Raw genomic sequence first — 24,614 nt, forward strand, 5'->3', positions numbered from 1 at the left:
GAATGAAAGCCTTGTTACAAAGGGTGCGGCACGCAAAAGTCGAAGTTGAGAAAACGGTAACAGGAGAAATTTCTACAGGGCTGTTGGTTTTTTTAGGGCTTGAACGTCATGATGATGCCGCTGCGATTGAAAAAATGATAACGCGCTTGCTGGCCTATCGAGTGTTTTCTGATGAGACTGGCAAAATGAATCGCTCGGTGGCGGATATTAATGGCGGCCTGTTGCTGGTGTCTCAGTTCACTCTGGCGGCAGATACAAAAAAGGGGTTGAGGCCGGGCTTTTCAACTGCGGCTGCGCCCACTGATGCTAAAGCATTATATGAACATGCATTAGCGTTTGCGCGAACAAAACATGAAAAGGTAGAAGCGGGCATTTTTGCGGCAGATATGCAGGTGTCGCTGTTAAACGACGGCCCGGTAACCTTTATGCTCGAGTCATAGGTTTGCTCGGCTAAGATCAAGTGTTAACTGTTGAAAATTCACATCCTCTATCAAATCAATGAACTGAAACGATTTGCCAGGTCCTAAGTAGCCAGTGGTCGCGCGGTGTTTAACACGGCGCTCCCTCCAGGTTTTGGACTAAAAGAGGAAAGGAATATGAGATCTTCATCGAAATTCATTTGGGCAATTGGTTTAGGTAGCGTGTTGTTGAGCGGTGCCGCAATGGCAAAACCCTTTAGTTATAACTATGTCGAGGGTGGAATTGCTGACGTTGAAGACGACGACAATAACGACGCCGATTATATGTTTGCCGGCGGTTCTCTGGCTCTTGATCCGCAGCAACAAATTTTGCTTCGGGCCTCTGCGTCTAACCTCGATTACGACAACAATGTTGAGCTTGATGCTATCAGTATTGGCGTTGGCCACCCCATTAGTCTTTCAGAGCGCAGTGATGTGCTGATGGCATTAGATTACAGCATGGCGGAAACGGACAGCCCCAACCCGGTATTGGATGGCATTGATGTCGACACGTTGACGGCCTCGGCGACTAGCCGCACTTGGTTGACCAATAATATTGAAGGCAACTTGATGGTGGGTTTGGCGCATCAGGAAACGGATCGCGATGATGACACCGGTGCTGAAATTGGTGCGGGTGTGCGGTTGTATATTATTCCTCAGTTTTCGGTAGCCGCTAATATCAGCCGCAGTTTTGTTGGTGATTTAGATCGTGATCTTTTAGGCCTTAGCGCAAGATTGCAGTTCTAAGTTTAAGCTAATTAGGCCTAGCCTAAAAGGCGAGAAAAACGCCGACGCTTTTATAAAGTCGTCGGCGTTTTTTGTGCGGTATTTAATTCTGCGACGTATTCTTTTTTGCTTGCAGTTTTTCAGCCAGGGTTTTGCCGCTGATTAAGCAGGGCGTTTCCAGTAAGGCGGGCACCGACATAAATTTGCGCATCGCCGCGTTGCTTTCCAGCCGTTCATTTAGCAATTGAAAATCCCAGCGCAATCGCTCTGGGTCATCGCAGTTAAATACCAGTCGCTTACTTTCTGCCGAGATGGGCGAGATCACTTCCAGATACGTTTTACGGCGCTGATTGGCGTAGTCATCAAGAATGCTGTCTGATATGTCATTTTTACAAACAGCGGCCAGGGGCTCTATCAGGGCGAAGGCATCGTAAAGGCCGCCCATTAAGCCAAAACCACTGGTGGGGTTGGTGACATGAGCGGCATCTCCGGCGAGTAAAACGCGATTTTGCCGATAACGTGGCGCAGTGCGTTGATGCATATTGTAAGCGGAGTAAAGCGCCATCTCGTAGTGTTTGCTGCCGGGGAGAATGGTTTCCATAAAATGGGGGATGCGTTCGCTTACGGTTTCTACCGGGAGGGTTGTGCTTTCAGAAAAAGTGACTCGCCACAGATCTTCTCTGCCAAGGTGGTAAACCACGCCGCCGTAGACCGGGTCGATTAAATATCCCGAATCCCAGCCGTGGGCGGCAAAGTCGTAGTGAATATCGGTAGCGACAAAACGTTCTGGCCAGGTAAAGCCCTGAAAGGCTAAGCCCAGTGCTTTGCGGACCCCGCTGCGGCCGCCGTCACAGCCAATAACCCAGTCGGCCTGGTATTGTTTGGGGCCACTTTGGGTACGGGTTTCGACGGTAACGCTGTGTTGATCTTGGTGTAGATTTTGAAAATCATTGCCCCATTGAATACTGGCATTGGGATATTTTTGCAGGTGTTGGACTAAAATTTTACCAATAAGGTCTTGGCCTAAGGTAAGGCTGTAAGGCCGGTCGGTAAGTTCCCGTACTGAGCTGTGGTCGTAAGCGACGGTTTCGTTGCTGGCTAATATTCGCCAGCTGCGAACATCGACAATACTGCCTTGGGCGAGCATATCGTCAATAACGCCAAAATATTCCAGTCCGCTAAAAATAGGCCAGGCGTAAGCAATCGCTCTAGGGGTGTAGCTGATGGCATCGTCTTTCTCCAAAACGACGACGTTTATGCCATTTTGGGCCAGACCCAAGGCACACATCAAACCTACGGGCCCACCGCCGACAATAATTACCTGCGTCTTCATCGTTAACCTGCTTATTATTACTATTAGGTTTTGTTTACGTTATGTTTTTCTTTGAGTATTGCTTCAATTTTAGCATTGCTTTGGCAAGCGAGCAGTGACCGCCGAGATCTGTCGGCCTCTGCCCGGAGCGCCGTTTATTTAATGAGGCCGTTGTTGAAAGCGTTGTTTTTTACGGTACGGGAACACATCGGCGACATAGCCACTGCGAATGCGGTCTTGCAGATCTCGCCAATAGTCAGGGTCGTAAAGGTCGCTGTGAAGTTCGTCAAACACTTTTTTGGCGCGTTGGTTACCCGAAAAGAAGAGCCGGAACTCTTCTGGAAAAACGTCTTCCGGTTTGACCTCATACCAAGGATGGGTCGCCATTTCTTGTTCTTCGGTTTTGGGTTCTGGCAAGCGGCGAAAGTTGCAGTCGGTAAGGGGGCAAATTTCGTCGTAGTCGTAAAACACTACCCGGCCGTGACGGGTTACCCCAAAGTTTTTCAACAGCATATCGCCGGGGAATAAATTACCCGCGGCCAGCTGCTTAATCGCCTTTCCGTATTCGTCCATTACGCTGTAGAGCTGGGCTTCGTTGCACTCTTTAAGATAGAGATTGAGCGGTATCATTTTTCTTTCGATGTAAACGTGTTTAAGCACCAACACATTGCCGTTTTCTTCGATGAGAGAGGGGGCTTCTTTGTAAAGCTCCGCGATCAGCTCATCAGAAAAGCGGCGTCGATCAAAGGCGAGGTTATTGAATTCTTGGGTGTCAGCCATACGACCCCCTCTGTCCCAGCGTTTCACCAAGCTATAGCATTTTTTAACGTGCTCCCGGCTCATTTCTTTGGGTGGGGTGAAGCGGTCTTTAATGACCTTGTAAACGTAGTCAAAGCCGGGGCGTGTGAATACCAGCATCACCATGCCTTTAATGCCGGGGGCGATAATATACTGGTCATCACTATTAACGGTGTCGTCTACCGCAAAGCGGAAAAACTCGGTTTTGCCGTGCTTGGGCATTCCCAGCGCGTTGTACAGCTCAAATACTTCCTTATGAGGCATTAAACGCCGCAGAAAGGCGACATACTCGGAGGGAATGGAGGCGTCGACCATAAAATAACTGCGGCTAAAACTGAACAGAATAGAAATATCGTCGGGGTCGTACAGCACCGTATCGACAAAAATAGATTGTTCTTCCGAGTGCAAAATCGGCAGCACGAAGGGCAGGCTGAATTTGCCGCTGACCACCCTGCCGACAAGATAAGCGGCTTTATTCCTGAAAAACAGCGACTCCAAGGTTTCTACCCAGATTTCACCGCTTTTTTTGGGGATGCGGGGAATCAGTTTGTTGGTTACCTGTTCGAGAATAAGGCCAATGTCACGATCGAGGTTTTCCCAGGGGATATTAAATTCACAGCTAAGCAGCAGTTTGCGGATAATATCGGCGGCGTTGCCTCCGTCAAAGCGGTGGATGTTCAGAATAGACTGACTGGAGATGGGGCCGCCGTGCCCGACTGGAGTCATGGCAAAGGTGTGTTGATCGCGAATTTTTTCGTGGTGAAAAACGTGGCAATAAATAGAATTAAAAAAGGATTGGGCGATCTCGTAGTTGTCGTGGTTTTGGATTAGCTCAGCGTATTCTTCTTTGGCTATTGCCCAGTTTTCCCGGTCTTCTACGCTGCCGCCGGTAATGGTGTAAGCGGCCTCGGCGACAATGGCGCGTTTTTGTTTCCATAAATCCAGCCGCGCCCGCATGGCATTTTGGCAGGCATGCCAGTCTGCCGCTTCAAACCGAGCCTGTGCCCCAAGGGTGATATTTTTGTATTCGGCAAAGAAGGCATCAAAGCCGTTGAGTATGGCCATGGCCAGGCGGCGAGTTACTGCAGTCACGTTTCAGATTCCAGTTTCAGTGTGGAGTGTGAAGCGTAGCGAATACTGAGCCGAGGTTGTAGCGGTATTTTGCCAGACTGATGCCATTGCCGGGTATTGCGCCATGGCGTCAGTCTCGCGTTAAGGGTGAACAAGCCCTAGTTCAGCAGTGAGTCGCTGCTGATGATAACGCCTGTCTCGTCAGCATAGAGGTAGTTACCACTGCTGATTTCAACGCCACCGAATTTTACGGTCACGCCGAGCTGGCCTTCATTGCGCTTGTCGGTTTTGCGGGGCACGCTGCCCAGTGCCAGCACGCCCAATTTCATTGGTGCGATTTCTTCTACGTCACGCAGGTAGCCAAAGATAACAATTCCTGCCCAACCATTTTTGACCGCCGCCGATGCCAGGTTGTCGCCCAGCAATGATCGCCGGGTGGAGCCGCCACCGTCGACGACCAATACCCGTCCTTCACCGGGTTGTTTTACCTGTTCGGCCACCAATGAGTTGTCTTCAAAGCATTTGATAGTTTCTACCTTGCCGCCAAACTGGTGGATGGCGCCGTAATGTTTGAACTGAAGCTCGATGACGCTGACCGCGTCACCGTGGTCGTCACAAAGGTCGGGAGTTGAAATAGTCATGGAGGCTCCTTGTGGGGAATATTCCTGTTGGTGAATGAACCGCAAGCATTTTTATCCTACAGCAAGGCTTGATGGTATGGGGTGGTGTTTTTGTACGTCCTTGCTCAGGCGCTGATCAGTTCCAGGCAGGACGTGTCGATGTCAGCATTAAAATAAGCCATGCCTAACTTCGCCAAGTATTCCAGGCGGTCAGCTTTCATCAGATCTATTTCGGGCACCTTGAGCCCATTTGCCTGATAAATGCCTGCCAGGTAAGCTATAAATTTTTCGCCTTCTGGTATCAGCAGCAGGCTGGCGGCACCGACATCAGGTTTTACCTTCGCATTGAGTTCTTCTGGGAGGGTAACGGCAAACACGGCGGGTTGCTCGTCGCCTTCTACTCGTACGCTGCGGTTTCTGACAGTCTGTTCTGCCCAGTAAAAAGCGAGTTCTTTACTCTGGGTTAAAAAAACCGGTTCGATGGATTCGGTATAGCTATTGCCAATCGTGGCCATGGTTTTCTTGGCGGCGGCTTTTTGTGCCTTATCGCCAGAACGCTTTAAGCCCTGTTCTTTGATGGAGTTGACCAGTGCAGATGAGGTGCCGTGATACCAAAGATTGCTGGTGGCGAAGCCTTGTTCGCTTAGTATGTCTTTAGCGTCTTTAAGAAAAGCGGGAGTATCAGTCATGGTCGATATCACTTAGTCCGATGGAAATAGTCAGTATGTGGAGATTCTAGCGTAAAAACCCCGTTGATTCTTTTGTCGGGATAGCTGAGGGGTGCTTCCTATAATGAATATAAAAGGAAGGGTAAATAAAAAAGGCGACCCCTTTTGCAAGGAGTCGCCTCGGTATTCAGCGACGTTGCTCGTAGCTGGAGAATCCAGTGCTGAGCCAGCCCCTTTGATTATGGTATAACCAGTTGCCAAAGGGGCTCACGTCAACGCAAATTCAGCTTAGCTGAACTGGTTTGATGTGTTTTTCGCGCCACCTGCTTTCAGTGCCATTTCGCCAGCATAGTACTCTTTGTGGTCATCACCGAGGTCAGAGCCTGACATGTTTTGGTGCTTAACACAGGCAATACCCTGACGGATTTCTTTGCGCTGTACGCCAGCAACATAACCTAGCATTGCTTGCTCACCGAAGTACTCTTTTGCGAGGTTGTCGGTAGACAATGCTGCAGTGTGGTAAGTCGGCAGCGTGATCAGGTGATGGAATACGTTCGCTTCACGTGCAGTATCTGCTTGGAAAGTCTTGATGCGTGCATCAGCAACCGCTGCCAGCTCAGACTCGTCGTACTCTGCAGACATCAGGTTTGCGCGATCATAAGCAGAAACGTCTTTTCCTTCTTCTACCCATGTATCGTAGGTTTGCTGACGGAAGTTCAGCGTCCAGTTGAAAGAAGGTGAGTTGTTGTAAACCAGCTTCGCATCTGGGTGGACTTTACGAACGTCATCCATCATGCCTTTGATTTCGTGAACGGTTGGGACGGCGGTTTCAATCCACAACAGGTCCGCACCTGCGTTCAGGGCTTCAATGCAATCAAATACACAGCGCTCATGGCCAGTGCCTTCGCGGAACTGGTATAAACCAGAAGGTAGACGCTTAGGACGAACCAGCTTGCCGTTACGGTTAAGACATACGTCGCCTTCTGCCATATCAGCCACGTCGATTTCTTCAACGTCCAGGAAGGAGTTGTAAACGTCGCCTTGGTCGCCGGGCTCTTTAACAACGGCGATTTCTTTTGTCAGGCCAGCGCCTTCAGAGTCAGTACGTGCAACGATAACACCGTTGTCGACACCCAGCTCAAGGAAAGCGTAACGCAGCGCGCGAAGCTTGGCATGGAAGTCGGCGTGGGGTACGGTCACTTTACCGTCTTGGTGGCCACACTGCTTCTCGTCAGCTACTTGGTTTTCGATCTGCAGGCAGCATGCGCCAGCTTCAATCATTTGCTTGGCCATCAGGTAGGTCGCTTCCGCGTTACCAAAGCCGGCATCGATATCGGCAACAATGGGGACAACATGAGTGACGTGGTTGTCGATCTGGTCTTGGATTTTTGCTTCTTCTGCGCTGTCACCGGCTTCGCGTGCGGCATCCAGTGCGCGGAACAGGCCGCCCAGTTCACGAGCATCAGCTTGACGCAAGAAGGTGTAAAGCTCGCGAACCAAATCAGCAACAGAGGTTTTCTCGTGCATTGACTGGTCGGGCAGCGGGCCGAATTCAGAACGCAGTGCAGCGACCATCCAGCCAGACAGGTACAAGTAACGACGGTCAGTTTGGCCGTTGAAGTGTTTTTTGATAGAGATCAACTTCTGTTGACCGATAAAGCCATGCCAGCAACCCAGTGACTGAGTGTACTTGGTTTTGTCTTTATCAAATGCCGCCATGTCCGCACGCATTACGTTGGCGGTGTACTTGGCGATATCTAAACCCGTTTTGAATTTGTTCTGGGCACGCATGCGCGCTGCAGATTCTGGGTTGATGGCGTCCCAGCTGCTGCCTGCTTGTTCCTTGAGTGAGGCAACTGCCTGGATGTCTGCGTCTAGAGTGGACATATTGGATCCCTATATTGTTGCGTGTTGGGTGATTTAACGATGGCAAGTCTACGCGCGCTATTTAAATTTTTCTAATTTATAGTTTTTATGTTCGTTATTTTATGGGGGAATGTGGCCGTTGTTTTGGCGCCGCTGAGAATTTTTGTTAAAGCTTTGTTGCAAAAAGGAATTTTATTCACTTTGAGCAGTGAATTAACATTCGCACTGTGAATATCAGTAATAATATGGATAAATTTGTGGAATTATCCTCTCATCGATAGGATGTGGTCTACATTATTGGGTAATGGCTTTCGCCGTTTTACAGCAAATATAAGGAGCTTTCATGTCCACCAGTCGCATACAACACAGTGGTCTTCAGATTGAAGATGTGCTTTATCGCTTGGTGAATGAGGACATTATTCCCGGTACCGGCATTGAAGCAGACGCATTTTGGGCCGCATTGGCGGAGCTTGTTAATGAGTTGGGCCCGGAAAATGGCCAGTTGCTGGATAAACGCGATCAAATCCAAGCGCAAATTGACACTTGGCATCGTGATAATTCTGATTTTGATGCCGCCCAGTACAAAGCCTTTCTAGAAGATATTGGCTACCTTCTGCCAGAGCCTGCCGATTTTAGCATTAGCACTGAGAATGTTGACGACGAAGTGGCGCGTCTCGCTGGCCCTCAGTTGGTGGTGCCGGTAATGAACGCCCGCTATGCCCTGAACGCCGCCAATGCCCGTTGGGGCAGTTTGTATGATGCTCTTTACGGCACCGATGTTATCTCTGAAGAGGGCGGTGCAGAAAAAGCGGGTGCCTATAACCCGGTGCGGGGTGACAAGGTTATTGCCTACGCCAAGCAATTTCTGGATCAGCATGCACCACTGGCCGCGGGCAGTCATGCCGATGCCAAGGCGTATCGCTTGCTTGGTCAAGCATTGCAGGTTGAATTGAAGGATGGCTCTGTCACCGAGCTGCAAAACGCCGATCAATTTGTGGGCTATATCGGCGCTGCCGATGCATTAGAGAATATTTTGCTGGTCAATAACGGTCTGCATATCGATATTCAGATTGATGCCAGCCACCCCATTGGTAAAACCGATGCCGCAGGCGTGAAAGATGTCGCGCTAGAGTCGGCCTTGACGACGATTCAGGACTGCGAAGACTCTGTTGCTGCTGTCGATGCCGAAGACAAGGCGCTGGTGTATCGCAACTGGTTGGGCTTGATGAAAGGCGACCTCCAGGAGAAATTCCAAAAAGGGGGTAAAGAGCTGGTTCGTGAGCTGAGCGCTGACCGGGTATTTAACGCGCCTGCTGGCGGTGAAAAAGTCCTCCACGGTCGCAGCTTATTGCTGGTGCGCAACGTGGGTCACTTGATGACCAACCCTGCTATTTTGGATGCTCAGGGTAATGAGGTACCAGAAGGCATTATGGATGCCATGGTAACTGCCCTGGCATCGATTCATGATCTTAAGCAAACCGGTAGCCTGCGCAATTCACGTACCGGCAGCGTGTATATTGTAAAACCGAAAATGCACGGTCCAGAAGAAGTGGCCTTTGCAGCCAAACTGTTTGGTCGGGTGGAAGATGCCTTGGGCCTGGCGCGCAATACCTTGAAGATTGGCATTATGGACGAGGAGCGCCGTACCACGGTTAACCTCAAGGCTTGTATTGCTGCGGCAAAAGAGCGGGTTATCTTTATCAACACCGGTTTTCTTGATCGTACCGGTGACGAGATTCATACCAGCATGGAAGCCGGCGCATTTGTTCGCAAGGCTGACATGAAACAGCAGGCGTGGATTAAAGCTTACGAAGACTGGAATGTGGACATCGGCTTGAACTGCGGTTTAAGCGGTCGTGCTCAAATTGGTAAAGGCATGTGGGCGATGCCGGATGAAATGGCGCAGATGATGGATGCCAAAATTGGCCACCCTAAAGCCGGTGCCAACTGCGCATGGGTGCCTTCGCCCACGGCGGCTACTCTGCATGTTATGCATTATCACCAAGTTAATGTGCTGAGCTTACAGCAAGAAATTGCCCAGCGTCAGTGTGCTGCACTGGACGATATTTTGAGTATCCCGGTGGCGGCTGAAGCCAACTGGTCTACTGATGAGATCCAGAACGAGTTGGACAACAATGCCCAAGGCATCCTCGGCTACGTGGTGCGCTGGATCGATCACGGTGTTGGCTGTTCCAAGGTTCCTGATATCAACGATGTGGGCTTGATGGAAGATCGCGCTACTTTACGCATCTCTAGCCAGCATATTGCCAATTGGCTGCGTCACAATATTTGCAGCGAAGCGCAAGTGATGGAAACCATGAAACGGATGGCGGCGGTGGTTGATCGTCAAAATGCGGGTGACCCTGACTATATCAATATGGCTCCCAACTTTGATGACAGCGTTGCCTTTCAGGCGGCTTGCGAGCTGGTATTTCAGGGTTGTGAACAGCCCAATGGTTATACCGAGCCGGTATTGCATGCGCGGCGTCGCGAGTTCAAAGCCCGCAACGCCAAGTAATACCTCCGAAATTTCCTGTCAGTGAGGTTTGGCCCGGACTTGTTCCGGGTCTTTTTTTGTCTGTTGTTTTATCCCTGGGGCCGCGACCTCTTATAGAAATAAGCTGGGTTTTAACGGCGCGTATTTCCATAGCTCTTTGATGCCCGGCTCTGCGGATAGAACATCGGGGGTACGGTTAAAGAGACTGCTGGCTGATGCAAGATGTGAGGCTTCGCGCACCACTCTGATTTCCATGCTGGGTTCTCCTTCCACTTTCCAAATCATTTGCTCCACTTCGTCGGGTTTAAAGTCGCGGTATTCAAAGCAGTTGCGAATGGTGATGCCTTCTACAGTGCTGATATCCACTTTCATCCGGGTGCCGATAACGTGTCCTGCAGGGATGGTTTCGTTCAGCCAGTGGCTTTGGTGATCCTCTTCCCAAATGATGGGCTCAAGCTGTTCTTTTACGTCCTTCACTTCAAATCCAAGCGCATCTACCACGCAAAGGGGAGGGATAATCGCGATGCCGCCAAGACCACCGCCGCCGGCTACATCTTTGGCTTTAAACTCGTCGACAGTTAGGCCTGCGCCGCAAAAACGCAGTAAGTGCACGCCCTGGCGGGCAATGTCGGTAAAGGAGGTGTGGGTCATGGTGTTAATGCTGATATTGGGGCCAACCGACAAAATGCCTGCCCAAATGCGAGTCATGTCCCAAATGCCGCCACCAGTGAAGGTCACCTTGTGCTGCAGCGCTAAAGCGTGAATTTTTTTGGCAACGTCAGGGTTGAGCCGGAATGGATTGCAGGATTCTGCACCATGACAAAGTATGTTAGCGCCAGCAGACATCAGGCGTTGGTAGGAAATCAGGTTATCTTCAAGTCGGTCTGAGACCGCGACAAAAGCCAAGTCGGCGTCGAGCTTGCTGTAATCGGCGTGGTCGCAGTCTTCGACTAACAAGCCAATTGCTTCACGGCCCAGCAGGGTTCCCAGGTCTTGGCCGACTTTGTCGCCAGCGCGGTTATAGGCACCTACAATGTCCCAGCCTTTATCCAATGCAAAGCCCGCAAGCTGTTTGCCGACAAAGCCAAGGCCGTATACTGCAATGCGTGGCGAGATTTTTGGAGGTTTCATGCTAGTATTTCCTGTCTGAGTTATTGGTTTTAGATGTTTTGCCCTTGGCGACTAAAATAAAATGCAGAAAGACACACAGCACCAGCTTATTCGTCCCAATGACGCCATGCGTCGTCGGCCAAAGCAGGGGCGTTCCATAAAAGTGGTCAATGCCATTGTCGACGCCGCTTATCGTATTCTGGTTGAGCATGGCCGCGATGCCTTATCAACGACCTCTATCGAGGTTGTTTCTGGTGTGCCCAAGTCGTCTATTTATCAATACTTTCCAAATCTTGATGCCATTGTTTTTGAGGTTTACCGCTTAGTTATACGAAAGCAGCATCTCAAAGGTTACAGTGAGTTTCCCAGCGACAAAGACCTTACCGTCATGTCGTTTATTTATTGGTTGCTAGACTGGTCTATTGAAATTCATCGCGAAGTTTTAGAAATTGATAAAACTTTACTGTTGGAGCACAAGGGGTTTTGGGATGCATGGCAAGAGCTTGATGCCAATATCGCGCCCGATAGTTCTACAGAATCGTTTATCTATGACAAGCTAAAATCCTGCTCTGATTTCAAACCCTCCAATAATGATATGCTGCGTGTTCATGCCTTGGGTCGCGCTGTTCAGCTTCTTGTCTATTCGTTAATTAGCGACAATATAGACTTTATTGATGACCCCGAATTCCGCAGTACGCTAGCTAAAATGTGCTACGCCATTTTTTCAGAATAATGTCGAAATATTAGAAAAAACGGATGTTTCGAATTTTATGAAAATAACTTACCCATTTTTTTTACTTAAATCCACAATAAACAAAGTGCTTTGATCTTGTAGGGTGTCTGCGCATGCCTGAAAAATATGTATAAACATAAATGTAAACGAAGTGGTGTTTTTATTTTCTTTTAAATCAGTAGCTTGGCGTTGATTTTTGTTGTCTGGAAAGCTGACCTGCATTTCCTTGTTCCCATCTTGTTGTCGTTGCTATATTGATCCTCGAAATAAAAATAACCCGGTCTTCAGAATTTTCTTAGAAGTCCTTATATAAAATAACGAAGTGAAATTTTCAGTTTCCGTATGATTATCTGCGTGGCTAATTTCAGTAGTTAGATTCTGTGGTCGGTGTTATATCGCGAAACTCCAGTGAGTTTTAATCTTTAATAATAAATTCAGGTGATGTAATGACAAGTCAAACAGAAAGTGCCGATGCTCCAGTAATGCCAGACCCGATTCCGTTTTATGTTAATGATTTACTTGCGGCCGCAACGGAAGCAACAGGGTTGTCTGATTTTGGTGATAGGGGCTTTACCAAAGGTTTGGAGATTCTGTGTAATTCCCTTCGTAATGAGGCAAGCCTTCATGAGGGTGGTGTGATCGGGCAGGGCCAAGAAATTTTACGCTTGTTGGTAAACCGCTTGCGCTATATCGATGATGTAAAACGTCACCCAGAAATTCTCGATGAGAAGATCGAAGCCCCAATTGTGGTGGCAGGTCTGCCTCGAACCGGCACGTCTAAGTTGCAGCGCGTTATGTCAGGCGACCCTGATGTGCAGCGTTTGGAAGTGTGGCGCTTGTTAAATCCCGCACCGTTTCCCGGTGAAGAAGCGGGCAATCCAGAAGGCCGGATCGAGTTTGCGAAATTTGTTGAAGATACTTTTCGAACCCAGTTTCCGGGTTGGATGGCGCGCCACCCCATGGAAGCGCAGGAGCCAGACGAAGAGTTGTTCATCATGGAGATGTCTTTTGAATCATCCGTCTCCGCGATGCTTGCCAGGGCGCCAACTTTCCGGGAGTTTTCAGTAGAGTGCGACCCGCGGCCCACCTACAAAATTTTATTTGAAATGATGCAGTATTTGCAGTGGCAAGATGGTGGAGCGAAAGGTCGGCCATGGATTATGAAGTCGCCGGTACACGTCGGTTACCTCGATATTTTGTTTGAGTTTTTCCCTGATGCAACGGTTGTTCATTGCCATCGTGACCCGGTAAAAACAGTGCCTTCTTTCGCCACGACGATTTATGAGCTGCGCAAAACCACAACCAATGATATTGATGCAGAGGAAGTGGGGCAGGAGTGGTTTGAATACTGGGCATCGTTGACGGACCGCTATTTGAAGGTGCGAGACAGTTTGCCGCTAGACCGTATTGTGAATGCAAACTTTTCAGAAATTTGTGATGACCCTGTGGCCGTTATTGAGCGCATTTATGAAAAGGCTGGGCGAAAAATGACGCCGGAAGCGATTGAGGGCTGCAAAAATTATAACGAGAGTCGCCCTGCTCACCACTGGGGTAAATACAGCTATACCTTAGAGGAATACGGCTTGAGCGAAGACGCGATTAAAGCGCGGTTTTCTGAGTACCTGAAAATTTTTGGCTAACGACTCGTTACATGTCTTTTAAGCTGGTGTAACCATTGGGGAGTTATCAAAAATGATCAGTTATCAACTTGAAAATTGGCGTGCTAGCGCGCCTCTCAGTACAGAGTCGCCAGAAATATGGGAGGCGCTGTCAGCCGCTATTAATCAGTTGCAGGGGATAGTCTGGGATGATCCTCGAATAGCCGATGAAATGGCCCGGGCAGAAGGTGTGCGGTATTTAACTCGACTTATTGCCGGTGCAATCCCAATGACGATGGAGGCGTGGAACCCGGAATATCCGAGCTTCTTTACCTTTTTATCCTCTCGTATTCAGTATGGCCTTCCGGCTACCGATGCGCTGTATCAATGGGCGCCGATACATGGCGACTATGTGTATCGTATTAAGGGCCGCCGTGGTTCCGCGCATATGATGGATATAGAAACCCGCGAGGGACATTTTGCGCATATTGGCAGCTGGGCGCTGTGTGATCGCTGCAGTGAATTTGAATGCGATGAGGATGGCAATCTTGAAATTGTGCTGAGCAAAACCGAGCAACCCGGCAACTGGGTGAAAATTCCCGATGGCCTGGGTGATCTTATTTTTCGTCAATATTTTTATGATTGGGTAAACGAAGAGCCGGTACAGCTGCAAATAAGCCGTGACGGAGCGCGTTATCCGGCGCCACCGATCAGTCCAAAACTGATTGCCCAGCGCACACAGTTACTCATCGATTGGTTGTATAACCTGCCCGCATTTTTTGCTGAGCAGGTGAAAAGCTATTACCAAGATGCGGTAAACACCTTGCGAATCGATGAGGTTTCTATTGGTTGGGCAGAGCTGCGTTATGGCAAAGCCTGCTATGAATGTGAGCCGGATGAGGCACTGATAATTGAAGTGGTGCCGCCCGAAGCCAAGTACTGGAGTATTCAACTTTACAGCCAATATTGGGATGCGCGGGACTGGAATCTTCGGCAGACGTCTGTCAATGGCTTTCAGGCAGTGTTGAGTGATGATGGTGTGTTTAGGGCGGTTATTTCCCATGAAGATCCGGGGGTTGTCAATTGGCTGGATGCAGCAAATCATCGCACTGGATTGCTGTCGTTGCGTTATTTTCGGGCCAAGACGGCACCTGTTCCAACGATCCGTCGCGTGAAGTTGTCAGAGCTGTCTTCCATTATCACTGACCCAAAACTTCTTATTTCTGTTGATCAGCGAAATGAGGTGTTGAGAGAACGGGCTGAGTCAGTGGTGAGGCGAGCATGTCTTTAGTTTTAGGCTGAGTTACCTGGTTAGATTCAGGTTGTTTATCTACAATAACAGTAAGGAAAAATAGCATGTCTTATTTAGAAGAGCTTTTTAGTAATAAAGGTCGCGTTGCACTGGTAACGGGTTCGGGTAGTGGTATGGGCGTAAACTTTGCCAAAGCGCTGGCAAAATCAGGTGCAAGCGTTATCTGTGCTGCTCGCCGGGTGGATAAGGTTGAAGAGGTCGCCAAAGAAATTAATGCTGCGGGTGGTAAAGCGGTCGCTTTCGCGCTGGATATCGGTGATTCGGCGAGCGTTAAAAATGTTTTTGATCAAGCCGAAGAAGCATTTGGGCCGGTCGATATTTTGGTTAATAACGCAGGGCAAATTCAGTTTAAGCCTTTTCCTGATGTTGAAGACGATGAGTGGAGTAACCTAATCAATGTAAACTTGACGGGCACTATGCGTATGGCCAGAGAGTTTTCCAAACGGCTTACGCCACTGGATAAGCCGGGCAGCATTATCAATATTACTTCTATCACCGGCATGCAGACCTTAAAAAATGTGCCATGCTACGGCAGTGTAAAAGCGGCCTTGAATCAGCTGACCAAGCAGATTGCGGCGGACCTCTTTGAGACCAAAATTCGGTGTAATGCGATTGCCCCCGGTTATTTCATGACCGAAATGGTGGATTGGTATTTTGAAACCGAGCAGGGCCAGGCGGAAGTGGCAAGATTGCCATCCAAGCGCATTGGTGATGTGAAAGAATTAGAGGGCACCTTATTGTTGCTCAGCAGCCAAGCTTCAAGTTTTGTGAACGGTGCGGTTATTCCGGTTGATTACGGCCACAGCATTGTACTTGCTTAATATGGTGCTTGCTTAATCTGGCTGGAACACAATACCGGTGGCCACAGTAGCCATCGGTATTGTGGTTTCTTGCGTCTTTTCGGGTGCAGCTTACCTTGGGATATATGGGTCACTCTCCTGTTGCAGGCCCTAGCTCCCCTTTCTTAATTGGCTCTGCGCGTTTTTGGATATGTGCCCAATTGAATGCGTCGGTGGCCTCTAATCTGTCCTTTGTTGCACTGGTTCCCGTCTGCATAAACAGTCATAATCCCCAGCTATTTTAAAGGCGCGGAGCATTCGCTTCATGAATTTATCCCGTATCGATCTTAATTTACTGGTCTACCTCGATGTATTGCTGCGGGAGAAGAATGTTACCCGTGCTTCCGAGCAGTTGGGTATTACCCAGCCTGCTTTGAGTAATGGTTTGCGGCGGCTGCGTGACTTATTCAATGACCCTTTGCTGGTGCGTACCAGCGAGGGCATGACACCGACTGAGCGGGCGTTGGAATTGCAGCCGCAGGTTAGAAATATTTTGGCCTCGGTGGAGCAGGCGGTATTGCCGGTCTCGGCGTTTAATGTGGCGGACAGTTCGAGAATTTTCAGGGTTATGGCCAGCGATTATGCTGAGTCCACCTTGCTGACCCAGTTGTTATTTAGGCTTAGAGACGAGGCGCCAAATGTGACGCTGGATATTCTCACGCCCAGTGATGTGACTTTTCAAGATTTGGAACAGGGTAAAATCGATATGGCGTTAAATCGCTTTGATCGGTTGCCCCAGTCATTCCATCAAGCGACGGTATGGCGGGATAATTTTTCTTGTTTGATGAGTAAAGATAATCCCGCTGCGCAGCATTTTGATATGGATGCTTTCCTGGCTGCGCCGCATATTTGGGTAAGTAAGACGGGGATGGGTGTGGGCCGGGGCATGAGCCAGCGCGATTCTCAGCGTCTGGGTTGGGTAGATGAAGCGTTGGCAGAATTTGGCCACGAGCGACAAATTCGGGTATTTACTCGGCATTATCAAGTGGCGGCGCTGTTAGCTCGACATCAAGATTTGATTGTGACCCTGCCTAGTCAAATGGCCCGGCTTTATGTGGAAGATACCCACCTGGTGGAGCGCAAACCGCCGTTTATGATTATCCCTATCGAGCTGAAGTTAGCTTGGAGTCCGCTGTTACAACATGATCCGGGGCACATTTGGTTGCGTCGGCGCATTGTCGATATCGGTCAGGAAATTATTGCTAATTCCCAAGTGTAGGGCGGCTTTAACTCATTCTGTAGTGTCTTTGGCTGCGTGGCTAAGGTGGCGAGCAGCAGGGTCATAGATGGTTTCTTTGGCGGAGCTTGAGGCCCTCCCTGACTTAATTAGAGCGGTCTTGGCATTCAAAGTGACCCTTTAATGGGCGTATTCCTTGCCTCGCACATGACCTGCGCCGGCAAAACTGGCATCATGGTCCGTTCACTTTTAAGGGAGGCTCCTATGAATATTGCGAACAACTGTGTTGTTGCATTTCACTACACACTAACTGATGACGAAGGTAACGAACTCGATTCGTCCACGGGCAAGGAGCCATTGGCCTACCTGCACGGTCATCGTGGCATTATCCCCGGCCTTGAAAAAGAGCTGGAAGGCAAAGCCGCTGGCGATGCGATGAAAGTTACCGTACAACCTAGCGAAGGCTACGGCGAATTAAACCCTGAATTGGTGCAAGCGGTTCCCCGGGAAGCTTTCCAGGGCGTTGACCAAATCGAAGTGGGGATGCAGTTTCAAGCCCAAGGCGAAGGCGGTCAGGCGCAAATGGTTGTGGTGAAAGACGTCAATGACGAAAGCGTCACCGTTGATGCCAACCATCCTCTGGCAGGTCAAACTCTGCATTTTGACGTAAGCGTTGAAAATGTACGCGAAGCGACAGAAGAAGAGTTGTCTCACGGACACGTACATTAATTAAGCGTCCGTCGCGATTATGAAAGGGGCGTCTTACGCCCCGTTCTTTTCCATTCCCATCTTATCCCCAAGTTTGCGCTGAAACATTAGCGAATTCAGGCGTGGCAGCCTAAGCTGGCAAGAAACCTGCTTACTTTTATAGAACATCAGTAAGGATGCTAGAAGGGGATTTTGCGTTTGCCTGTGTCGACACGCTATTCGGATTTCGCGGTTTTTTTGCAGCAAGAAGCGCTGCCGGAAAGCTATGCGCTGCAAGCAGAAGCTTACCTGTTACCGTTTTTAGATCGGCTCTTTGATGCGGTGCAAAGCGGGGCTGTGACCTGCTTTGGTGTGCACGGTGCTCAGGGCAGCGGTAAATCGACCTTTGCCGCCCTAATCAAATGGTATCTTGAGGCGCAGCGTGGCTTGAGGGTTGTACAGCTTTCTTTAGATGACTTTTATCTTGCTCGTGACCAACGGCAAGTCCTTGCCGAAACGGTGCACCCGCTCTTTGCGACCCGAGGGGTACCTGGCACCCACGATGTTGAATTAGCGATACACACTATTCATTCGTTGGTGAAGTTATCTTCCCATGAGAGCTTGGCTATTCCTCGGTTTGATAAAGCGCGTGACGATCGCTGCCCAGAGGCTGAGTGGCCTATACAGAGCGGACCAGTGGATCTGATTGTATTTGAGGGCTGGTGCGTAGGTGCCCCGGCTCAAACTGCTGCAGAGTTGCTCCCCCCCGTCAATGCCCTTGAAGCGAATGACGATGCCGACGGGCGCTGGCGCAATGCTGTAAATGACGCCTTAGCCGGGCCATATCAGCAACTGTTTGCCCACATTGATTATTTGCTGATGCTCAAGGCTCCGGGGTTTGATTGCGTGGCCGGTTGGCGGCTTGAGCAGGAGCAAAAACTGGCAGCTCGCTTGTTGCAGCGCGGTCAACTCGGTGAGGCGAGTGAGCTCATGGATGCCGACGGCATTGCACGGTTTGTGCAGTTTTATCAACGACTAACGCAGCACTGCCTTGCCTGCCTACCCAGTGAGGCAGACTGTGTGATGACGATGGCTGATAACCGCGATATTACCGCGGTGCAGTATCTTCGGGAGCCGACAGATGACTGATACACGTCCTGATATTGTTTTTACCGATTTAGACGGCACCTTGCTGGATCACGACGATTATTCCTTTGCCGCCGCCAGTGAGGCGCTGGCGCTGTTAAATAGCAACGCTGTGCCCTGGATCATGAATACCAGCAAAACCTGTGCGGAATTGCGGGTGCTAGGTCGCCAGTTGGAGAATACGCACCCCTTTATTGTTGAGAATGGCGCTGCCGTGGTGGGGGATTTCCCCGGTGCTGACGACAGACTTGGCGGCTTGCCGTGCAAGCGTTTTGCTCCCGCCAGGGCAGAGATAGTCACGCTGCTTGAACAGTGGCGGGAGCAGTATAAATTCACCTTTTATGGTTTTTTCGATTTAGATACCAAGGCCTTGGCAGATATTGCTGGTTTAACGGAAGAGCAGGCGGCACTGGCCTTGCAGCGGGATTTTTCTGAGCCTATTAATTGGCAAGACAGTGACGAACGCCTGCAACAATTTTTGGGTATGCTGGAGGCGGTCGGTTTACAGGCATTGGGGGGTGGTCGCTTTATCCATGTGATGGGAAATACCGACAAAGGTAAGGCCATGCGTTGGCTGGCAGCGCAACTGTACCCGGAGCAGACGCCGCGGATCATTGCGTTAGGGGACAGTGGCAACGATGTGGCGATGCTAGCGGCTGCCGATGTGGGAGTGGTGATTCGCTCTCCACATCACTCGGCTCCCGATATTCCCAAGCCCTCAGGTAGACTGATTTACAGCGAAGAGTTTGGTCCCGCTGGCTGGAATACGGCAATAAAAGCTTTGTTGGGTGGCTCCTGAAACCAGGAGCCAGCGGATAACGATAAGACAGTTTAATAGGATGTGAAATGGGCGATTTTTATCAAAACGGCGTGATTACGACGCTACATAATTTAGTCGACCGGCCCATTGCGGCTTTAGAAAAAGATCTGGAGAGTTTTGCTAAGCAACGGCCTATGGCCTTGGTGTTGCCGTCGTTGTTCTCAGAGCTGGAGGGACCGGCTCTTGCCGCCATTATCGATGAAATTGCCAAGGTGAAGTACATCGATGAAATTATTATTGGTTTAGATCAAGCTGATGAGGCCCAGTATCGCTATGCGCTGAAGTTTTTTAGCCGCTTACCCCAGCGTCACCGGGTGCTTTGGAATGATGGCCCGCGCCTGCGGGCTATTGATGAACGCTTGCAAAATCGTGGTATTTCGCCAAAGGAGCCGGGAAAAGGCCGCAATGTTTGGTTTTGCTTGGGCTACGTACTTAGCTCGGGTCGTGCCGAAGCCGTCGCGCTGCATGACTGCGATATTCTGACCTATGATCGTCGTTTGTTGGCGAATTTGTTTTATCCAGTGGCGCATCCGGGCTTTAGCTATGAGTTTTGCAAAGGCTATTACGCCAGAGTAGCCGACGGCAAAATCAACGGGCGGGTGAGCCGCTTGTTGGTGACGCCATTAATCCGTTCACTGAAAAAAGTCTTTGGCGACTTGGAATATTTAGAATACCTGGACAGCTACCGTTACCCGTTATCGGGTGAGTTTTCCATGCGTAAAGACGTGTTGACCGACCTGCGCATTCCCAGTGACTGGGGCTTGGAAATTGGGGTGTTGTCAGAGATGTATCGCAACTACTCCACTAACAAAATCTGCCAGATTGATATTGCAGACACCTATGATCACAAGCATCAGTCGTTGTCGGCGACAGATGACAGCGGCGGTCTGTCCAAAATGTCGATTGATATTTCTAAGGCCATTTTTCGCAAGCTCGCTACCAATGGCGTGGTGTTTACTAACGAGACTTTCCGCTCTATTAAAGCGACTTATTTTCGGGTGGCGCTGGATTTTGTCGAGAGCTACCGCAACGACGCTATTGTTAACGGCCTGGATTTAGATTTGCATCGAGAAGAACAGGCCGTGGAGCTGTTTGCTCATAATATTGTTAAGGCGGGGAGTACCTTTCTAGAAAACCCAATGGAAACCCCGTTTATTCCCAGTTGGAACCGGGTTAGCAGTGCTGAGCCTAGTTTGCTGGCCGATTTACTGGCCGCTGTCGAGGCCGATCAGGAGGAGTATAGCTAGTGGATAGCTCACCCCAGACCCATTTGCGTCAACGCTTGCATACCCATCTTGAGGTTTTGTACCCCGAACTGGATATCGCAGCGCTGGGCGAGGAAATTATCTCGCTGATGTATTTGGATCAACGCTGCTTTATGCCTGAGGCTCATAAAAACCTCTGGGACGAAAGTAGCGTGATGGTGATCAGCTATGGCGATTCGATTTTGCGTGAGGGTGAATGGCCGCTGCATACCTTGCACGATTTTTTGCGCAAAGAGTTAAAGGGGCTGCTCAGTGGCGTGCATATTTTGCCGTTTTACCCTTACAGCTCCGATGATGGTTTTGCGGTGATCAATTATGTAGAAGTGAATCCATCCTTGGGTGAATGGCAGGATGTGAGCGCCATTGCCCGCGACTTTGATTTGATGGCAGATCTCGTGATTAACCACTGTTCTAGCCGCAGTCAGTGGTTTGAAAATTTTAAGCAGCGCAAGGACCCCGGCCAACATTATTTTGTTGAGGCTGATCCGCAGCTGGATTATTCCGCCGTGGTGCGGCCGCGGACGAGTCCATTGTTGGCAGAGGTGCAGACCCTGGATGGCAAACGCCATGTTTGGTGTACCTTTAGTCACGATCAAGTGGATTTGAATTTTCAAAACCCCGATGTGCTGTTGGAGTTTATTCGTATCGTTCGGCATTACCTGGATCAGGGGATTAAAATTTTCCGTCTTGATGCGGTGGCCTTTCTTTGGAAGGTGCCGGGCACAAGCTCACTAAACCTTGATGAAACTCATGAGGCGGTTCGCTTGCTGCGGACCGTTATTGAGCACGCCGCCCCCGACGCCATTATCATCACGGAAACCAATATTCCGCTGCGGGAGAATCTGGCGTATTTTGGCAACGCCAATGAGGCTCATCTGGTTTATAACTTTTCGCTGCCGCCGTTGCTGCTTAACACCTTGGTCAGCGGCAGCTGCCGGGCGCTAAAATCGTGGATGATGGGGATGCCCGCCGCCCAAGACGGCACGACCTATTTTAATTTTATTGCTTCACACGACGGCATTGGGCTGCGCCCGGCTGAAGGCTTGCTGAGTGATGATGAGCTGGGCGATTTAGTGAAGCTGATGCAGGAAAGTGGCGGCAAAGTGTCTTGGCGGGCATTGGGTAACGGCGAGAATCGCCCCTACGAAATTAATATCAGCTTGTTTGACGCCATGCGGCGGCGTATGGACCAGGGTGCGGGTAGTGACGAAGACGGTTATCAGGAGGCGCGGTTTCTTTGTGCCCATGCCTTAATGCTGGCCATTCAAGGTTTGCCAGCGTTTTATATTCACAGTTTGCTGGCAACAGAAAATGATGAAAAACGGGTGTTGCATACCAGTCACAATCGCTCTATCAATCGTCACCAGTGGCAGTTAGAGGAGTTGGAAGAAAAACTGGCGTCATCGACCCATCACGCTAGAATTTTTGCCGAGTTGAAGACCTTGATTGCGCTGCGCGCCAAGCAACCGGCATTTCATCCCAATGCCGCCCAGTATCCTCTGCACCTGGGGGACCAGGTGTTTGGTATTCGCCGGGAAACCCGCAGCAAAGATGAGCGCCGTTCTCAAACGATTCTGGCCCTGTACAACGTCAGCGCGGAGGTACAAAAAATTCCGATGGCGGAGCTGAACTTGGGCGAAGCGACATGTTGGCGTGATTTGTTTAGCGGCGCCGATGTGGTGGGGGATGATGGCCATCTCCGGTTGCCGCCTTATGCGTATTGCTGGCTTGAAGCTCAGTATTAATTGCTGCTGATGTACAGATGAGAGCGTTGAGCTTGCAGAGTGTTATTGGCTTTGCAGCCAGTAAAAAGATAGTGAAACGGCCCCTGCTACCCTACTAAAAGGGCCGTTTTGGTTTGTGTCTTAATTAGCGATTGTGGCGATTCTCAATGAGTTCATCGACCACTGACGGGTCGGCAAGCGTCGATGTGTCGCCCAAGCTGTCTAGCTCGTTGGCCGCAATCTTTCTCAAAATTCGGCGCATGATTTTACCCGAACGGGTTTTTGGCAGCCCCGGCGCCCACTGTATTAAATCGGGTTTGGCAATGGGGCCGATCTCTTGAACGCAGAGTTTGGTGAGCTCGGCGCTTAATGCCTCGTCGGCTGCTACGCCGTGCATCAAGGTAACGTAGGCGTAAATGCCCTGACCTTTTACGTCATGGGGGTAGCCAACTACCGCCGCTTCAGCAACTTTGTCATGCAGTACCAGTGCGCTTTCTACCTCGGCGGTGCCCATGCGGTGGCCGGAGATGTTAAGTACGTCGTCGACGCGACCGGTAATCCAATAGTCGCCATCGGCATCTCGACGGGCACCGTCACCGGTGAAGTAATAGCCTTTGTAAGCGCTAAAGTAGGTGTCGATCATGCGCTGATGATCGCCGTAAACGCCGCGAATTTGCGCGGGCCAAGATTGTTTGATAACCAGTAAGCCCTCGCCGGGTCCTTCGACTTCATTGCCTTCGGTGTCTAGCAAGGCAGGCTCAACCCCGAAGAAGGGTTTGGTGGCGGCCCCTGCTTTCATTTTGGTGGCGCCGGGTAAGGGTGTGAGCATATGTGCACCCGTTTCGGTTTGCCACCAGGTATCGACAATGGGGCAACGCTGGTTGCCAATCACTCGGAAGTACCATTCCCAGGCTTCTGGATTAATGGGTTCGCCAACCGTGCCCAACAGGCGCAGGCTGCTGCGGCTGCTGTTGTTCACAAACTCGTCACCGGCACCCATTAATGCACGGATGGCAGTGGGTGCGGTATAAAAGGAGTTAACCTTGTGTTTGTCTACCACTTGCCAGCAACGAGATGCGTCGGGATAGGTGGGGACGCCTTCAAACATTAATGTCGTCGCGCCGTTGGCCAGGGGGCCATAAATAATATAGCTATGGCCGGTGACCCAGCCGACATCGGCGGTGCACCAAAAAACTTCGCCTTCGCGATAATCAAAAACATATTTGTGGGACATGGCGGACTGCAGCAAGTAACCGCCGCTGGTGTGCATGACACCCTTGGGCTTGCCGGTAGAGCCTGAGGTATACAGAATAAATAAGGGCGCTTCACTGTCCATCGATTCGGCTGGGCAGTCGGCGCTGGCGTCGGCAATGGCCTCGTGATACCAAATGTCTCGGCCATCTTGCCAAGCAATATCACCGCCGGTGCGTTTGACGACTAAGCAGCTTTCTATGCCGGGACACTGGGTCATTGCTTGGTCGGCATTGGCTTTGAGAGGAATGTTTTTGCCCGCTCTTACGCCTTCGTCCGCGGTGATCAGCAGTTTGCAGTCGGCGTTAAGAATGCGGTCTTTGAGGGCCTCTGGTGAGAAACCGCCAAATACCACCGAATGTATGGCGCCAATACGGGCGCAGGCCAACATGGCGTAGGCCGCTTCGGGAATCATCGGCATGTAGATGCAAACCCGGTCGCCGGGGCCGACACCTTTGGATTTGAGCACATTGGCAAGCTTGCACACGGCCTCGTGCAATTGCCGGTAGCTGATATGTTTACTGTCGGCAGGATCGTCGCCTTCCCAGATGATGGCGGTTTGATCGCCCCGGGTTTCTAAGTGGCGGTCAATGCAGTTATAAGCCACGTTCAGCTTGCCGCCGTCAAACCATTTGGCGATGCCTTTGGGAAAGTCGTACTCGCGTACGGTATGCCAGGGAGTATCCCAGTCGAGAAAGGCGTTGGCTTGTTCGGCCCAGAAGGATTCGGGCTCTTCAATGGATTGCTTGTAAAGGCGCGAGTAACTTTCAGCGTTAATGTGGGCGTTTTTAGCAAAATCTTCAAAGATCGGATGGGTAATGACTTCGCTCATAATACGACTCTCTTTGGCGTTGTTATGTTTTGGTATCAAAAGGGTGGGCATCGAAATGCGGCACCGCAGTGAGATGACGTGTACGTCGTTATCTTACTTGGTTT

At 50.2% G+C, this 24,614-nt stretch carries 21 protein-coding genes; 13 read left to right on the forward strand and 8 right to left on the reverse strand.

Features of this window, described 5'->3' with window-relative positions; genetic code table 11:
- The first annotated feature begins 2 nt into the window (after window positions 1–2).
- Together dtd and IMCC21906_RS04115 are read left to right on the forward strand one after the other, a co-directional pair.
- Entirely contained in the window at window positions 3–440 is a 438-nt protein-coding gene (dtd, locus tag IMCC21906_RS04110; RefSeq protein WP_047011110.1) for a D-aminoacyl-tRNA deacylase, read from the forward strand.
- Between the two features lie 156 nt (window positions 441–596).
- On the forward strand, window positions 597–1,205 hold the full coding sequence (locus IMCC21906_RS04115; protein ID WP_047011111.1) for a hypothetical protein: 609 nt from the start codon (window positions 597–599) through the stop codon (window positions 1,203–1,205).
- Between the two features lie 82 nt (window positions 1,206–1,287).
- Here the strand turns inward: IMCC21906_RS04115 and IMCC21906_RS04120 are convergent, their stop codons facing one another.
- From IMCC21906_RS04120 to IMCC21906_RS04140, 5 genes are all read right to left on the reverse strand, one after another.
- Window positions 1,288–2,517: an NAD(P)/FAD-dependent oxidoreductase gene (locus tag IMCC21906_RS04120; RefSeq protein ID WP_047011112.1), complete on the reverse strand. Its 1,230-nt coding sequence runs from the start codon at window positions 2,515–2,517 to the stop codon at window positions 1,288–1,290.
- Between the two features lie 138 nt (window positions 2,518–2,655).
- Window positions 2,656–4,386 carry a bifunctional isocitrate dehydrogenase kinase/phosphatase gene (aceK, locus tag IMCC21906_RS04125; protein ID WP_082117344.1) on the reverse strand — a complete coding sequence of 577 codons (1,731 nt, stop codon included), beginning with the start codon at window positions 4,384–4,386 and terminating at the stop codon, window positions 2,656–2,658.
- Between the two features lie 137 nt (window positions 4,387–4,523).
- Window positions 4,524–5,006: a ribonuclease E activity regulator RraA gene (rraA, locus tag IMCC21906_RS04130; protein WP_047011113.1), complete on the reverse strand. Its 483-nt coding sequence runs from the start codon at window positions 5,004–5,006 to the stop codon at window positions 4,524–4,526.
- Window positions 5,007–5,110: 104 nt separating this feature from the next.
- Window positions 5,111–5,674: a hypothetical protein gene (locus tag IMCC21906_RS04135; RefSeq protein ID WP_047011114.1), complete on the reverse strand. Its 564-nt coding sequence runs from the start codon at window positions 5,672–5,674 to the stop codon at window positions 5,111–5,113.
- A 267-nt stretch (window positions 5,675–5,941) separates the two neighbouring features.
- Complete coding sequence (locus tag IMCC21906_RS04140) at window positions 5,942–7,540, reverse strand: isocitrate lyase (protein WP_047011115.1); 1,599 nt, start codon at window positions 7,538–7,540, stop codon at window positions 5,942–5,944.
- 322 nt (window positions 7,541–7,862) lie between these two features.
- Here IMCC21906_RS04140 and IMCC21906_RS04145 point away from each other — a divergent pair, with 322 nt between their 5' ends.
- Entirely contained in the window at window positions 7,863–10,037 is a 2,175-nt protein-coding gene (locus IMCC21906_RS04145; protein ID WP_047011116.1) for a malate synthase G, read from the forward strand.
- A gap of 90 nt (window positions 10,038–10,127) precedes the next feature.
- Here IMCC21906_RS04145 and IMCC21906_RS04150 read toward each other — a convergent pair whose 3' ends face one another.
- Window positions 10,128–11,147: a hypothetical protein gene (locus IMCC21906_RS04150; RefSeq protein ID WP_047011117.1), complete on the reverse strand. Its 1,020-nt coding sequence runs from the start codon at window positions 11,145–11,147 to the stop codon at window positions 10,128–10,130.
- Between the two features lie 61 nt (window positions 11,148–11,208).
- Here IMCC21906_RS04150 and IMCC21906_RS16220 point away from each other — a divergent pair, with 61 nt between their 5' ends.
- On the forward strand, window positions 11,209–11,859 hold the full coding sequence (locus IMCC21906_RS16220; RefSeq protein WP_052763358.1) for a TetR/AcrR family transcriptional regulator: 651 nt from the start codon (window positions 11,209–11,211) through the stop codon (window positions 11,857–11,859).
- 48 nt (window positions 11,860–11,907) lie between these two features.
- Here IMCC21906_RS16220 and IMCC21906_RS16795 read toward each other — a convergent pair whose 3' ends face one another.
- Window positions 11,908–12,081 carry a hypothetical protein gene (locus IMCC21906_RS16795; RefSeq protein WP_156165981.1) on the reverse strand — a complete coding sequence of 58 codons (174 nt, stop codon included), beginning with the start codon at window positions 12,079–12,081 and terminating at the stop codon, window positions 11,908–11,910.
- A 224-nt stretch (window positions 12,082–12,305) separates the two neighbouring features.
- Between IMCC21906_RS16795 and IMCC21906_RS04160 the strand changes: the two genes are divergently transcribed.
- The 9 genes from IMCC21906_RS04160 (at window position 12,306) to IMCC21906_RS04200 (ending at window position 22,448) form a co-directional block, all read left to right on the forward strand.
- Complete coding sequence (locus IMCC21906_RS04160; RefSeq protein ID WP_047011118.1) at window positions 12,306–13,499, forward strand: sulfotransferase; 1,194 nt, start codon at window positions 12,306–12,308, stop codon at window positions 13,497–13,499.
- Between the two features lie 52 nt (window positions 13,500–13,551).
- On the forward strand, window positions 13,552–14,748 hold the full coding sequence (locus IMCC21906_RS04165) for a DUF1214 domain-containing protein (RefSeq protein WP_047011119.1): 1,197 nt from the start codon (window positions 13,552–13,554) through the stop codon (window positions 14,746–14,748).
- Between the two features lie 65 nt (window positions 14,749–14,813).
- Entirely contained in the window at window positions 14,814–15,590 is a 777-nt protein-coding gene (locus IMCC21906_RS04170) for an SDR family NAD(P)-dependent oxidoreductase (RefSeq protein ID WP_047011120.1), read from the forward strand.
- A gap of 283 nt (window positions 15,591–15,873) precedes the next feature.
- Window positions 15,874–16,827 carry a LysR family transcriptional regulator gene (locus IMCC21906_RS04175; RefSeq protein ID WP_047011121.1) on the forward strand — a complete coding sequence of 318 codons (954 nt, stop codon included), beginning with the start codon at window positions 15,874–15,876 and terminating at the stop codon, window positions 16,825–16,827.
- A gap of 222 nt (window positions 16,828–17,049) precedes the next feature.
- Entirely contained in the window at window positions 17,050–17,514 is a 465-nt protein-coding gene (locus IMCC21906_RS04180; RefSeq protein WP_047011122.1) for a peptidylprolyl isomerase, read from the forward strand.
- A gap of 183 nt (window positions 17,515–17,697) precedes the next feature.
- Window positions 17,698–18,621: a hypothetical protein gene (locus IMCC21906_RS04185; protein WP_047013126.1), complete on the forward strand. Its 924-nt coding sequence runs from the start codon at window positions 17,698–17,700 to the stop codon at window positions 18,619–18,621.
- Window positions 18,614–19,417, forward strand: a complete 804-nt coding sequence (locus tag IMCC21906_RS04190; protein ID WP_047011123.1) for a mannosyl-3-phosphoglycerate phosphatase — start codon at window positions 18,614–18,616, stop codon at window positions 19,415–19,417. The genes IMCC21906_RS04185 and IMCC21906_RS04190 overlap by 8 nt, the downstream gene beginning before the upstream one ends.
- Before the next feature lie 47 nt (window positions 19,418–19,464).
- Entirely contained in the window at window positions 19,465–20,685 is a 1,221-nt protein-coding gene (locus IMCC21906_RS04195) for a glycosyl transferase (RefSeq protein WP_047011124.1), read from the forward strand.
- Window positions 20,685–22,448: an alpha-amylase family glycosyl hydrolase gene (locus IMCC21906_RS04200; RefSeq protein WP_047011125.1), complete on the forward strand. Its 1,764-nt coding sequence runs from the start codon at window positions 20,685–20,687 to the stop codon at window positions 22,446–22,448. The genes IMCC21906_RS04195 and IMCC21906_RS04200 overlap by 1 nt, the downstream gene beginning before the upstream one ends.
- Before the next feature lie 124 nt (window positions 22,449–22,572).
- Here the strand turns inward: IMCC21906_RS04200 and acs are convergent, their stop codons facing one another.
- The gene (gene acs / locus IMCC21906_RS04205) at window positions 22,573–24,510 is read right to left on the reverse strand and encodes an acetate--CoA ligase (RefSeq protein ID WP_047013127.1); all 1,938 of its coding nucleotides are present in this window, start codon (window positions 24,508–24,510) and stop codon (window positions 22,573–22,575) included.
- Window positions 24,511–24,614 lie beyond the last annotated feature (104 nt).

This window comes from Spongiibacter sp. IMCC21906 (assembly GCF_001010805.1).
In the GTDB taxonomy this organism is placed as follows: Bacteria; Pseudomonadota; Gammaproteobacteria; order Pseudomonadales; family Spongiibacteraceae; genus Spongiibacter.

Coding starts and splice junctions, on each gene's coding strand:
- dtd (WP_047011110.1), top strand. CDS start 3: ATGAAAGCCTTGTTACAAAGGGTGCGGCACGCAAAAGTCGAAGTTGAG.
- IMCC21906_RS04115 (WP_047011111.1), top strand. CDS start 597: ATGAGATCTTCATCGAAATTCATTTGGGCAATTGGTTTAGGTAGCGTG.
- IMCC21906_RS04120 (WP_047011112.1), bottom strand. CDS start 2,517: ATGAAGACGCAGGTAATTATTGTCGGCGGTGGGCCCGTAGGTTTGATG.
- rraA (WP_047011113.1), bottom strand. CDS start 5,006: ATGACTATTTCAACTCCCGACCTTTGTGACGACCACGGTGACGCGGTC.
- IMCC21906_RS04135 (WP_047011114.1), bottom strand. CDS start 5,674: ATGACTGATACTCCCGCTTTTCTTAAAGACGCTAAAGACATACTAAGC.
- IMCC21906_RS04140 (WP_047011115.1), bottom strand. CDS start 7,540: ATGTCCACTCTAGACGCAGACATCCAGGCAGTTGCCTCACTCAAGGAA.
- IMCC21906_RS04145 (WP_047011116.1), top strand. CDS start 7,863: ATGTCCACCAGTCGCATACAACACAGTGGTCTTCAGATTGAAGATGTG.
- IMCC21906_RS04150 (WP_047011117.1), bottom strand. CDS start 11,147: ATGAAACCTCCAAAAATCTCGCCACGCATTGCAGTATACGGCCTTGGC.
- IMCC21906_RS16220 (WP_052763358.1), top strand. CDS start 11,209: ATGCAGAAAGACACACAGCACCAGCTTATTCGTCCCAATGACGCCATG.
- IMCC21906_RS16795 (WP_156165981.1), bottom strand. CDS start 12,081: ATGCAGGTCAGCTTTCCAGACAACAAAAATCAACGCCAAGCTACTGAT.
- IMCC21906_RS04160 (WP_047011118.1), top strand. CDS start 12,306: ATGACAAGTCAAACAGAAAGTGCCGATGCTCCAGTAATGCCAGACCCG.
- IMCC21906_RS04165 (WP_047011119.1), top strand. CDS start 13,552: ATGATCAGTTATCAACTTGAAAATTGGCGTGCTAGCGCGCCTCTCAGT.
- IMCC21906_RS04170 (WP_047011120.1), top strand. CDS start 14,814: ATGTCTTATTTAGAAGAGCTTTTTAGTAATAAAGGTCGCGTTGCACTG.
- IMCC21906_RS04175 (WP_047011121.1), top strand. CDS start 15,874: ATGAATTTATCCCGTATCGATCTTAATTTACTGGTCTACCTCGATGTA.
- IMCC21906_RS04180 (WP_047011122.1), top strand. CDS start 17,050: ATGAATATTGCGAACAACTGTGTTGTTGCATTTCACTACACACTAACT.
- IMCC21906_RS04190 (WP_047011123.1), top strand. CDS start 18,614: ATGACTGATACACGTCCTGATATTGTTTTTACCGATTTAGACGGCACC.
- IMCC21906_RS04195 (WP_047011124.1), top strand. CDS start 19,465: ATGGGCGATTTTTATCAAAACGGCGTGATTACGACGCTACATAATTTA.
- acs (WP_047013127.1), bottom strand. CDS start 24,510: ATGAGCGAAGTCATTACCCATCCGATCTTTGAAGATTTTGCTAAAAAC.